11 protein-coding genes are annotated in these 12,105 nt (G+C 73.5%); 8 read left to right on the top strand and 3 right to left on the bottom strand.

The window, feature by feature from the left end; all coding sequences use genetic code 11:
• Positions 1-21 precede the first annotated feature (21 nt).
• A complete protein-coding gene (locus ACUY4T_RS12160) occupies positions 22-1,200 on the bottom strand; it encodes a MarP family serine protease (protein WP_446019224.1) in 1,179 nt (392 codons plus the stop codon).
• A gap of 120 nt (positions 1,201-1,320) precedes the next feature.
• Entirely contained in the window at positions 1,321-1,986 is a 666-nt protein-coding gene (locus ACUY4T_RS12165) for a fasciclin domain-containing protein (RefSeq protein WP_446019225.1), read from the bottom strand.
• A gap of 169 nt (positions 1,987-2,155) precedes the next feature.
• Here ACUY4T_RS12165 and ACUY4T_RS12170 point away from each other — a divergent pair, with 169 nt between their 5' ends.
• The 8 genes from ACUY4T_RS12170 to ACUY4T_RS12205 all read left to right on the top strand — a co-directional run bounded on the left by ACUY4T_RS12170 (position 2,156) and on the right by ACUY4T_RS12205 (position 11,245).
• Positions 2,156-2,842, top strand: coding sequence for a DedA family protein (locus ACUY4T_RS12170; RefSeq protein WP_446019226.1), 687 nt, complete (start codon positions 2,156-2,158; stop codon positions 2,840-2,842).
• Between the two features lie 119 nt (positions 2,843-2,961).
• Positions 2,962-4,344: an alpha/beta fold hydrolase gene (locus tag ACUY4T_RS12175; RefSeq protein WP_446019227.1), complete on the top strand. Its 1,383-nt coding sequence runs from the start codon at positions 2,962-2,964 to the stop codon at positions 4,342-4,344.
• 137 nt (positions 4,345-4,481) lie between these two features.
• The gene (sigK, locus tag ACUY4T_RS12180; RefSeq protein ID WP_446019315.1) at positions 4,482-5,072 is read left to right on the top strand and encodes an ECF RNA polymerase sigma factor SigK; all 591 of its coding nucleotides are present in this window, start codon (positions 4,482-4,484) and stop codon (positions 5,070-5,072) included.
• Positions 5,069-5,998 carry an anti-sigma factor domain-containing protein gene (locus ACUY4T_RS12185; RefSeq protein WP_446019228.1) on the top strand — a complete coding sequence of 310 codons (930 nt, stop codon included), beginning with the start codon at positions 5,069-5,071 and terminating at the stop codon, positions 5,996-5,998. Before sigK ends, ACUY4T_RS12185 begins: the two co-directional genes overlap by 4 nt.
• 130 nt (positions 5,999-6,128) lie before the next feature.
• Positions 6,129-7,178: an LLM class F420-dependent oxidoreductase gene (locus ACUY4T_RS12190; protein ID WP_446019229.1), complete on the top strand. Its 1,050-nt coding sequence runs from the start codon at positions 6,129-6,131 to the stop codon at positions 7,176-7,178.
• Positions 7,179-7,524: 346 nt separating this feature from the next.
• Positions 7,525-8,982 carry a phytoene desaturase family protein gene (locus tag ACUY4T_RS12195; RefSeq protein WP_446019230.1) on the top strand — a complete coding sequence of 486 codons (1,458 nt, stop codon included), beginning with the start codon at positions 7,525-7,527 and terminating at the stop codon, positions 8,980-8,982.
• A gap of 512 nt (positions 8,983-9,494) precedes the next feature.
• Positions 9,495-10,133, top strand: a complete 639-nt coding sequence (locus ACUY4T_RS12200; RefSeq protein ID WP_446019231.1) for a DNA-directed RNA polymerase subunit beta — start codon at positions 9,495-9,497, stop codon at positions 10,131-10,133.
• A 221-nt stretch (positions 10,134-10,354) separates the two neighbouring features.
• Positions 10,355-11,245 carry an aminodeoxychorismate lyase gene (locus tag ACUY4T_RS12205; protein ID WP_446019232.1) on the top strand — a complete coding sequence of 297 codons (891 nt, stop codon included), beginning with the start codon at positions 10,355-10,357 and terminating at the stop codon, positions 11,243-11,245.
• A 72-nt stretch (positions 11,246-11,317) separates the two neighbouring features.
• On the opposite strand, the gene pstB is transcribed toward ACUY4T_RS12205, so the two are convergent.
• Positions 11,318-12,097 (bottom strand): phosphate ABC transporter ATP-binding protein PstB, encoded by a 780-nt coding sequence (gene pstB / locus ACUY4T_RS12210; RefSeq protein WP_446019233.1) that lies wholly within the window; start codon positions 12,095-12,097, stop codon positions 11,318-11,320.
• Positions 12,098-12,105: the final 8 nt, after the last annotated feature.

Genomic DNA, 12,105 nt, shown 5'->3' on the forward strand with positions numbered 1-12,105 from the left:
CGGCGCGGCGATGGTCGACGTTCAGCCCACGCAGCTGCCGGAGTCGACGCGGTCCCTGAGCGCCGGCGCCTCCTGCGCGAGCGGGGCGAGCGTGGCGACCGGCACCGCGAAGCCCACGTTCTCGACGGTCTGCGACTTGGCGAAGACCACGCCGCCGACGAGCCCGTCGTCCGTGATCACGGGCCCGCCCGAGTTGCCGTGGTCGACGTCGGCGGCGAGCGTCACGACGTCACGGGCCGTCGTCGCGCCGTCGACCGTGATGGTCAGCGGCCCGCTCGACATCACGCGGGCCGAGCGCAGCTCGAGCGGTCCCCCGAAGGGGTAGCCGGCCACGGCGACCTCCTCCTCCGAGGCCGGGGCGTCCGCGAGGCCGAGCGGCGCCACGCCCAGCCCGTCCGTCGCGATGAGGGCGAGGTCGTTGGCGGGGTCGTAGGCGACGACGCGTCCCGCGACGGGTCCGCGTCCCGGGGCGTGCACGATGGGGTCGTCGACCCCGGCGACGACGTGGGCGTTCGTGATGACCCGGTCCTCGGCGACGACGAACCCGGAGCCGGTGAGGTTGCCGCCGCATTCGTATGCGAGCCCGCTGATGCGCACGACAGAGCTCGAAGCGGCCAGGATCTCCGGATCGTCCACTCCTCCGACGGGCAGGTCGGGTGCGACGGAGGGCCCGTCCATCACGCCGACCAGCCAGGGGATCGCCTCGCCGACCGCGGCGGTGCGGAGCTCGGCCATGAGGGTGCGGGCCGGCGGCGGGGTCACCTGGTCGATGCCGCGCACGACCCACGAGTTCGCCACCGCCGGCGACACCACCGGGACGCCCATCGCCGAGACCCCCGCCCCGACGAGGGCGATCACGAACGCGGTGACCATCGCGTTGCCGATCGCTCCGAGCACGCGGTCGATCGGTCCGAGCCGTGCCGCGTCCGCGCCGCGGCTGAGCGCCCGGCCCAGCGCGGCGCCGAGCGACGATCCCGCGGCCAGGAGCAGGACGGCGACGGCGATGGCGACGGGAGCGCGCCATTCGGGCCACGGGATCACGGACACCACCCAGGGCATCGCGAAGTAGGCGGCGATGCCGCCGGCGACCAGCCCGATGAGCCCCGCAGCGGTGCGCAGCAGGCCCGCCCGCCATCCGTGCACGATCGCGACGATGATCACGACCACCAGCACCAGGTCGAGGACGAGGCTCCAGTCCAAGGGGTCTCCGTTCTGCGGGGACCACCAGCGTCGCGCACCAGCCTCGGAAGCTGCTGAGGGCGCCCGGGACCGACGGGTCCCGGGCGCCCTCGGTCGGTGCGCCGCGTCGCGGTCGACCGGTTACTGCGGAAGCAGCACCGAGTCGATGAGGTAGACCGTCGCGTTCGCGGTCATGACGCCGCCGCAGATGACGCCGGCGTCGTTCACCATGAGCTCGTCACCCGAGCCGGACACCTCGACGGTGCCGCCCTGGACGGTGGTCTGCGTGCCGACGACCTCCTCCGGCGAGAGCTGGCCGGGCACGACGTGGTAGGTGAGGATGGAGGTCAGCAGCTCGCTGTCGGTCTTCAGCGCCTCGATCGTGGCGGCGTCGATCTTCGCGAAGGCGTCGTCGACCGGTGCGAAGACCGTGAACTCGTCGCCGTTCAGCGTGTCGACGAGGTCGACGTCGGGGTTGAGCTCGCCGGACACCGCCGAGACGAGCGTGCCGAGCAGCGGGTTGTTCGAGGCGGCGACCGCCACCGGGTCCTGGGCCATGCCCTCGACGGAGCCGGCGCCGTCGGGCACCTGCTCGGCGTAGCCCGCGCAGCCGGGCCCCACGAGGTTCGCGGCGGGATCGGCCATCGACTCCTCGGTCTCCATCGGCTCCTCGGACATCGTCGTCTCGTCGTCGGCCGCGGGCTCGTCGGTCGAACCGGCGCTGCACCCGGCCAGGCCGAGCGCGGCGACGGCCACGATCGAGAATGCGGCGAGGGTGGTGCGCTGCGTGCGGAACGTGGATCGCATCGGTCTTCTCCTTCGGTGTGCGGCCCGCCCCTCGGGGCCGTCATGGGGGATTCGCGGCCGTCGCGCAGACGGTTTGGTGCCGATTCCGCGCGGGCGCGTCGTCGAGCGGATGCCGCGGCCGGGCGGCGGCGGTCAGGGAGCACCCATCGGCGTCCCATACGCTCGAACCATGACGACGACCCCCCTCGCCGCCGAATCCCCCGAACTCACCGGCCTCGCAGCCTGGGCCGTCGACCTCATGGAGACGCTCGGCGCACCGGGCGCGGGCCTCGCGATCGCGCTCGAGAACCTCTTCCCGCCGCTGCCCAGCGAGGTGATCCTCCCGCTCGCCGGGTTCACTGCGAGCCAGGGATCCTTCAGCCTGGTCGAGGTGCTGATCTGGACGACGCTCGGGTCGGTCGTCGGCGCGCTCGCCCTGTACGGCATCGGTCGCGTGCTGGGTCGCGAGCGCACGCGGGCCGTGATCAAGGCGGTGCCGCTCGTCGACGTGGCCGACGTCGACCGCACCGAGCAGTGGTTCCACGACCACGGGAAGAAGGCGGTGTTCTTCGGCCGCATGATCCCGCTGTTCCGCAGCCTCATCTCCGTCCCGGCGGGCGTCACCCGCATGAGTCCCGCGCTCTTCCTGCTGCTGACGACCGCGGGCAGCCTCATCTGGAACACGGTGTTCGTCCTGGCCGGGTACTTCCTCGGCGAGAACTGGGAGGTCGTCGAGCCGTGGGCCGACGCGTTCCAGCTCCTGGTGATCGTCGTCGTCGTCGTCGCGGTGGCCGCGTTCATCGTCAAGCGCGTCATCCGCAACCGCGAGCACCGCCGCCGGCTCGCCACCGGTGAGGACACCCGCGGGGGGATCTGAGCCCACGCACGGCGGTTCCCCGCGCGCCACGCGGATGCCGCGCGCACGGGTGACCGCGGCGCCGCGCGGGTCTACAGTGAACGCGTGGCCGGCGATGGCGCGACCGGCGGGCCCGGGCCGTGATCCCGGTCACGCGGTACGCCGAACGGGATGGCGTCGACCTCGCCTACAAGGTGTTCGGCGAGGGCGACCGCGACATCGTGCTCGTGTTCGCCTTCATCTCGAACGTCGACGTGTTCTGCGAGCTGCCCGAGCACCTCGAGTTCATCGAACGGCTCCGGGCGCTCGACGCCCGGGTGATCCTCTACGACAAGCGCGGGACCGGCCTGTCCGACCGGGTCCCGGGCACCGGCTCGATCGAGTCCGATGCCGACGACCTCGTGACCGTGCTCGATGCCGTCGGCAGCCGCCGTGCGGCCCTCATCGGATGGTTCGACGGCGGTGCCACCGCGCTCGTGGCCGCCGCGCGGCATCCGGACCGGATCGAGGCCGTCGTCGCCTTCGAGGTGCTCGCGGCGGGTCGACCGGATGCCGACTTCCCCTGGGCGATCGACCCGGCCTGGGCGGGCAGCCTCCTGCGCGGTGTCGGATCGGAGGCCTGGGGCCGCGGCGTGCTCGCGCGCGAACTGTGGCCGGGCCGGGCCGATCGGCGGTTCACCGCCTGGTGGGAACGGTACGAGAGCATGTCGGCCACGCCGAGCGCCGCGCGCGCGCTGCTCGAGCGGATGCAGGCGCTCGACGTCCGGCCGTACCTGGCGTCGGTGCGGGCACGGGTGCTGGTGCTGCATGATCCCGCGCTCACGGCCGTCGACGAGTCGGCGATCCGGTGGCTCGCCGATCAGGTGCCCGGTGCCCGACTCCAGCTCGTCGGCTCCAACGAGGGGATCCCGCCGATCCTGCCCACCCCGGCCCTCGTCGACGAGATCGAGGAGTTCCTCACCGGTGCCCGCAGCGGCGGGCGCCGGGAGGTGCTCGCGGTCGTGTTCACCGACATCGTCGGGTCGACCGCCGAGCTCGCCCGCAGCGGCGACGAGCGGTGGCGCAACCTGCTCGCCGCGCACGGGCGGTCGCTCGGGCGCGCCATCGAGCGGTATGCGGGCACGGAGGCGAACACGACCGGGGACGGGCTCGTCGCCACGTTCCCGCTGCCGTCCTCGGCATTGCGCTTCGCATCCGACGCGATCGAGGCGGCGGCCGCGCTCGGCCTCTCGATCCGGGTCGGCGTGCACGCGGGCGAACTCGTCGTCCGCGACGGCGACCTGATCGGCCTGGTCGTGCACACCGCGGCGCGCGTCTGCGCGCTCGCCCCCGCCGAGGGCATCCTCGTCACCGACACGGTGCGCGGCATGCTGCTCGGCTTCCCGTTCGTGTTCGAGCCGGCGGGCGAGCACGAGCTCAAGGGCGTGCCCGACCGGTGGCGGCTCTGGCGATGCGTCGCCGGCGGCAGCGAGCTCGACGACCCGGAGCCCGTGCCGGGTCCCGGCGCCGAGTCGGCCGGCTGAGCGCGGCCAATCCCCGAGGCGTCGCGCGCCGAACCACCAGCGACCCCGGATCGCAGGAGACCAGCATGACCCTCGCCACCGCCGCCTCGCCGCGGTACGCCGCACCCGCCGTGCGACGCAGGGTGCGGCGGTCTGCCATGCTGGGACGCGTGGTGGACGCCCAGACCGATCCCGCGGCATCCGACCCGACCGTCGACGACCTCCTCGTGGCAGCCGGGGGAGGTGACCGCACCGCCTTCGCCGCGCTCTACGACCGCACGTCGGCGCGCGTTTTCGGCCTCGTCCGCCGGATCGTGGTCGACCCCGCCCAGGCTGAGGAGGTGACGCAGGACGTCTACCTGGAGGTCTGGCAGACCGCCCCGCGCTTCGACCGGGCGCGAGGTTCGGCGGTCGCCTGGATGTTCACGCTCGCGCATCGCCGGGCGGTCGACCGCGTGCGGTCGTCGCAGTCCGCGCGGGATCGCGACCTGCGCGTCGGCGCACGCGACCTCGACGTGCCCGTCGACACGGTGGCCGAGTCGGTCGAGGTGCGCGTCGAGCACCAGCGCGCGCACGAGGCGCTGGCCGGGCTCAGCGAGCTGCAGCGCGAGTGCGTCGCCCTCGCCTACTACGGCGGGCTGACGCAGTCCGAGATCGCCCGGCGGCTCGACGTGCCGCTCGGTACCGTGAAGACCCGATTGCGCGACGGCATGAACCGCCTGCGCCAGCTCCTGGGGGTGTCCGCATGACCGAGTCCGAGTTCCCGGGGCGCCCCGACGCCGTCGACCCCGCCGAGCTGCTGGCCGCCTACGCGCTCGACGCCGTCTCCGACGACGAGCGGGCGATCGTCGAGCGGTACCTCGCCGACTCGCCCGACGCGCGTGCGGAGGTCGCGGCCTACCGCGAGGCGGCCGCCGGGCTCGCCGAGGAGGCGCCCGCGACGGCACCGCCGCCCTCGCTCAGGTCGAGCGTGCTCGACCGGCTCGACGACACCCCGCAGCTGCCGCCGGCGCACCCGGCCGACGAGCAGGCGACGGATGCCGCGGGCCGGGCCGCGAGCGAGACGCCCGCCGAGGCGACGGCCCCGGTCGAGTCGATGCTGCCCGCCCCCTCGGCGCCGTTGGCCCCCGTCGCTCCGGCTCCCGCGTCCACGCCCGCGGAGGCGATCGCGCCCGTCGGCGCCGGGCCGGTCGAGCGCGCGGCCCGGAGGCGCTGGTTCCAGCGTCCGGGGGCGATCCTCGCATCGGCCGCCGCGGCGGTGCTGCTCATCGCCGGTGCGGTCGTCGGGCTGAACTGGACGGGCACGGCCGGATGGGGCGCCCAGCGCGAGGTCCAGGCCATCGCGGCGGCGGACGACGCCCGGTCCACGACCGTTTCCGCAGGCGGGGGCGGCGAGGTGACCGTGGTCTGGTCCGAGGAGATCGGCCGCTCCGCCATCCTCGCCAGCGACCTCCCCGACGTCGGCGCCGACCGGACCTACGAACTCTGGTACATCGACGCATCGGGCGAGCAGCTCGCAGCGACCCCCGCGGGCACGTTCGAACCCGACGGCGGCGACGCGTACGTCGTCCTCGAGGGCGACTTCTCGCCCGGCCTGCTGATCGGCATCACGGTCGAACCGGCGGGCGGTTCCGACGCGCCGACCACCGACCCGATCGTCGCGGTCGAGACCTGAGACCCGGGTGTCGCGGCGCCTCCCGGGGGATCGGGTGCGCCGCGGCATCCGTTCGTCGTCGGCTAGGGTCGTCATGGCCGCGCCCAGCGTCGGCCCGACCCGACCACCCCACGACGACGAGGAGTGACGCATGCGCGTCGGCATGTTCCTGAACTACGCCGGAGGCTTCCGCGAGGTCGCCGACGAGGTGACCGAGCTCGAGGCGGCGGGCGTCGACCTCGTCGCCGTGCCCGAGGCGTACTCGTTCGACGCCGTCAGCCAGCTCGGGTTCCTCGCGGCACGCACCTCGCGGATGACGCTCATGAGCGGCATCCTCCAGCTCTACACGCGCACGCCCACGCTCACGGCGATGACCGCGGCCGGCCTCGACTACGTCTCCGACGGACGGTTCGAGCTCGGCATCGGCGCCTCCGGCCCGCAGGTCATCGAGGGCTTCCACGGGGTGAAGTACGACGCGCCGCTCGGCCGCACGCGCGAGATCATCGACGTCTGCCGCATGACCTGGCGCCGCGAGCCCGTCGTGCACGCCGGACGCCAGTACCGCATCCCGCTGCCGGAGGGCGAGGGCACCGGACTCGGCAAGCCGCTGAAGCTCATCAACCACCCGGTCCGCGAGCGCATCCCGATCACCGTCGCGTCGCTCGGCGCGAAGTCGGTCGCGCAGACCGCCGAGATCGCCGACGGCTGGCTGCCGATGTTCTTCCACCCCGAGCGCGCCCGCGACGTGTGGGGGGCCTCGCTCGACGAGGGCCTCGCGAAGCGCCCGCCCGAACTGGCCTCGCTCGACGTCTTCGCCAGCCCCGCCCTCGCGATCACCGACCGTCCGGAGGCCGTGGCCGCGGCGCTCGCCGCCGTGAAGCCGAACCTCGCGCTCTACGTCGGCGGCATGGGTGCGCGCGGCAAGAACTTCTACAACGACCTCATCGCGAGCTACGGGTACGCGGACGAGGCGGCGGAGATCCAGGACCTCTACCTCTCGGGCCGCCGCGAGGAGGCCGTCGCGGCGGTGCCCGACGAGCTCGTCCGCGCGATCTCGCTGATCGGCTCGCCCGCCGAGGTCGCCGAGCGCGTCGCCGCGTTCGCCGCGGCCGGCGTCACGACGCTGACGGCGACGCCGCTGGCGCGCGATGCGGAGGGGCGCCTCGCGCTCATGGGCGCGCTGCGACGCATCGTCGGCTGAGCGGCCCGGGCCGTCGGGGTCCTCGTCCGGAACCGGCCGCCGTTCCGACCCCCGTTCGCGGGTGTGTTCCGGTGCATGCGGCTCCGCGTACGCTCGATGCACCGCACGAGGTGCGGCAGGGGAACCATGGGGGCGGGGCTGCCGTGGCGGGGCGATGGGGCTCGAGCAGCCCGGCCCCGCCAGGCGGTACCGCATGTCGCCGCATCCGTCGAAGGGGTGCCCGACTCGGCGCGCCGCCCCTAGCATCGGAGCAGAGGCCGTGTGCGCTTCGCCACGGCCGGGAAGGACCGATGTCCCCGAACGACCGACGGCCCGCCGTCACCGCTGAGGTCCGCGGGAGGCGCCGGTGAGCGACGCGGTCGATGCGGTCGTCGTCGGGTCCGGGCCGAACGGGCTCGCCGCAGCGGTCACCCTCGCCCGCTCCGGGCTCTCGGTCCGGGTCTACGAAGCGGCCGCGCAGCCCGGGGGAGGCGCGCGGACCGCGGAGCTCACGCTGCCCGGGTTCCGGCACGACGTCTGCTCGGCGGTGCACCCGATGGCGCTCGCGTCGCCGTTCTTCCGGGCGTTCGGCCTCGAACGGCGCATCGACCTGCGCCTGCCGCCCGTCTCCTACGGGCACCCGCTCGACGGAGGCCGGGCGGGCCTGGCCTGGCGGGACCTCGATCGGACCATCGAGGGCCTGGGCCGCGACGGCCGGGCCTACGCGAGCCTCGTCGGCGGGCTGGCCGCCCACGCCGACGAGCTCATCCACACGGTCGGCTCGTCGCTGGTGCGCGTGCCGCGCCATCCGCTCGTCGCCGTGCGCTTCGCGCTGGCCGCGCTCGAGCAGGGGACCCCGGCCTGGAACGCCCGCTTCCGCGACGACCTCGCCCCGGCCATGCTCACCGGCGTCGCGGCGCACGCCATCCGGCCGATGCCGTCGCTGGCGACCGCGGGCGCCGGGCTGGTGCTGACGGCGCACGCGCACGCGCGCGGCTGGCCGATCCCCGTCGGCGGCAGCGACGCGATCGTCGGCGCCATGGTCGACGACCTGCGGGCGCACGGCGGCGAGATCGTGACGGATGCCGCGATCGACGACCTCGCCGCCCTGCCCGCCGCGCGCGCCGTGCTGCTCGACGTCACGCCGCGCGCGCTCGACCGCATCGCCGGCGACCGCCTGCCCGACCGGTACCGACGGGCGCTGCGGCGGTTCCGGTACGGCAACGCCGCCGCGAAGGTCGACTTCGCACTGTCCGGCCCCGTGCCGTGGGCAAATCCCGCGCTGGCCGAAGCCGGCACGGTGCACGTCGGCGGCACACGCGCCGAGATCGCCGCGGGGGAGCGCGCGGTCGCCCGGGGGCGACATCCCGATTCGCCGTACGTGCTCGTGTCGCAGCCGTCGATCGTCGACCCGACCCGTGCGCCCGCCGGTCACCACACCCTGTGGACCTACACGCACGTGCCCGCCGGCTCGACCCTCGACCCCACGGAGGCGGTCGTGCGGCAGGTCGAGCGGTTCGCGCCCGGGTTCCGCGATGTCGTGCTCGCCTCGTCGGCCCGCTCGGCGGTCGAGCTCGAGGCCGACAACGCGAACTACATCGGCGGCGACATCGCGGCGGGCGCGCCCACGCTGCTGCAGCTCGTGCGGCGGCCGGTCGTCTCGCCCGACCCGTGGCGCACCCCGCTGCGCGGGGTGTACCTCGCCTCGTCGTCGACTCCGCCGGGCCCGGGCGTGCACGGCCTCGCGGGATGGCACGCCGCGCTGAGCGCCCTGCGCCACGAGTTCGGCCTGACCGAAGCGCCCTCGCTGGCGTCGCCGTCGTGACCGTCGGTGCCCCCAGAGAGGCTCGAACTCTCGACCCACGGATTAACCTGCTGCACTGGGTTTCCCCAGCCACCGCTCGCACGGCTTGCAGTCTGGACTATCTCATCACCTTCGGCCGAGCCGGTCAGGTGCGCCGCGTATAGTCTCTGAGGTTCCCTCTCGGTTACCTGCTGATTGCCCAATCCCTCGGATTGTCACTGCCGGTCGGCGAGTACCTCGGGCTCTCAGGGTGTTCCAGCATATAGCGGCGTTCATTCGGCGCATTTCTGCGCCGACGCTCCTGTTTTCTGTTGAAGTCCGTTGCTCTAACCAACTGAGCTATGGGGGCGGATCCACCATAACAGGCGCATGGAGACGGGCCCCCGACGCGCGCATGCCGCCGCCGCCTCCCCGTCGGCCGATTCGCGACCAGAACCAGTCCCGGGTCGACGCGTCCCTTCTCGCCGGCGCGGACGACCGACACCGAAGGTGGTCCAGTCGACGCCCATCCCGGCGGGGTAACCTTGCCCGCGATGACCGCAGACTTCCATCGTCCCACCCGCTTCCCGCCGCAGCAGTTCGAGGGGTACCTCGGCGCGGAGGATCCCGCGCAGGTGAGCCGCGTCGCGCACGACACCGCAGCGGCGGTGCTGTCGCGGGTGCGCGCCGACCCCGACCCCGAGGTGGTCGCGCGGCTGGTGTCGTACACCGACGAGCACGGCATCGACGCGATCGCCGAACTGTGGTCGCAGGCGTCGCCCAAGAGCCTGCCCGGCGCCCTGTGGCGCATCTACCTGCTCCGCACGATGATCCGGCAGGATGCCGCGGGCGTCAGCCTCGCCTTCCAGCGCGGCGCCGAGGTGTCGCGCACCATCGACCAGGTCGTGGCCGGCGCCCCCACCCCCGCGGGCCCGGCCGAGGTGCGCGAACTCGCCGACGTGATCCTCCGGGGCGTGTTCTCCGGCGACTTCGCCGCGGCGCTCGAACGGGCATGCGCCTTCTGCCGGGTCGCCTCGACCGGCTTCGCGAGCCTGGCCGACGACGCCGACGCGGCCGATGCCGTCCACCCCGATCGTCCCGGAGCGCTCACGCAGCGGGCCCTGCGGCTCTCCGCGCTCGCCGAGGAGCTCGCGGCCTGCGCCCGGCTGTGGCGGCGCGACAGCCTCGACTGAGGCGTCCGGGCACGACACGCCCGGCGCGCATCGAGCCGGCCGCTCAGGAATAGTCCTCAGGGGGGCCTCGTTTACACTTGTCGTGGCCGGTCGCAGTAACCCCGGGCTCCAAAATTCGCCGCTTCGAGCGGCCTCGCGCCGAGAGGCGTTCTGCGGCCGGCCGCTTCCATGCCCGGGCACGTCCGGGCATGCCCGCGTCGGCCCGGCGTAGCATCGGGAGCATGGCCGACACCGTCACGTTCCTGGTCGATCCGCTGCCGACCGACGCCTCTCCCGAGTTCTTCGAGTCGTCCTTCCGCGAGATCGAGCCGGGAGCCGGCGCGCTCGCCGTCAACGACCTCGCACCGCATCGCGGCGACGGCGTCTTCGAGACCCTGGCGATCGTCGACGGGCACGTGCAGGAGGTCGAACCGCACCTCGCGAGGCTCGTGAACTCGGCTCGCCTGTGCGAACTCCCGCCGCCGAACCTCGACCAGTGGCGGCTCGTGATCGCGCGCGCCGCCGAGCGCGTCCCCTCCGAGGGCGAGTACGCGCTGAAACTGGTGGTCAGTCGCGGGATCGACGGCGACGGGGCCAAGCCGACCGGCTGGGTGCACGTGACGCCCGGGGCCGACTTCGAGGCGTCGCGGAAGCGCGGCATCCGGGCCGTGACCCTCGATCGCGGCGTCGCCTACGGCCTGGCCGATCGGGCGCCGTGGCTGCTGCTCGGCGCGAAGACGCTGAGCTACGCGGCGAACATGGCCGCGATCCGCGAGGCGAAGCGGCGCGGCGCCGACGACGCGATCTTCGTGTCCTCCGACGGCTTCGTGCTCGAAGGGCCCACCTCGAGCGTGATCGTGCGGCTCGGCGACGGGTTCGCCACCCCGCCGCCCGCAGCCGGCATCCTGCACGGCACCACGCAGCGAAGCATCTTCACGCACCTCGAGGGGCTGGGGCGCACCGTCGAGTACCGCGACCTCACCGTCGATGAGCTGCGGGCAGCGGATGCCGCGTGGCTCGTCTCGAGCGTGCGCATGGCCGCCCCGCTCGTCGAGCTCGACGGCGAGGCGATGCCCGTGGACGAGGACACCACCGCGGAGCTCAACGCCTACCTGCTGTCGCCGCGCGACTGAGCCATCGCCGCACGGACGGCGACGGCCCGCCTCCTTCACGGAGGCGGGCCGTCGGCCCGTGCGGCGCGGGGATCAGCCGAAGCGGCCGGAGACGTAGTCCTCGGTGGCCTTCTCGGCGGGGTTCGAGAAGATGGTCGTGGTGTCGCCGTACTCGATGAGCTTGCCCGGCTTGCCGGTGCCCGCGATGTTGAAGAACGCGGTCTTGTCGGAGACGCGCGAGGCCTGCTGCATGTTGTGGGTCACGATGACGATCGTGTAGTCCTGCTTGAGCTCCTCGATCAGGTCCTCGATGGCGAGGGTCGAGATCGGGTCGAGGGCCGAGCACGGCTCGTCCATGAGGATGACCTCGGGCGAGACCGCGATGGCGCGGGCGATGCACAGGCGCTGCTGCTGGCCGCCCGACAGGCCGGAGCCGGGGCGGTCGAGGCGGTCCTTGACCTCCTCCCAGAGGTTCGCGCCGCGCAGCGACTTCTCGACGAGGTCGTCGGCGTCGGAGCGCGAGATGCGCTTGTTGTTGAGCTTGACGCCCGCGAGCACGTTCTCCTTGATCGACATCGTCGGGAACGGGTTCGGGCGCTGGAAGACCATGCCGACTTGGCGGCGGACGAGCACCGGGTCGACCTCGGGGTCGTAGAGGTTGTTGCCGTCGATGAGCACCTCGCCCTCGACGCGCGCGCCCGGGATGACCTCGTGCATGCGGTTCAGGGTCCTGAGGAACGTGGACTTGCCGCAGCCGGACGGGCCGATGAAGGCCGTCACGCTGCGGGGCTCGATCTCGAGCGAGACGCCCTCGACGGCCAGGAACTTCGAGTAGTAGACGTTGAGGTCGCGGACCTCGATGCGCTTGGACACGGGTTTCC

Source organism: Agromyces arachidis (assembly GCF_052805135.1).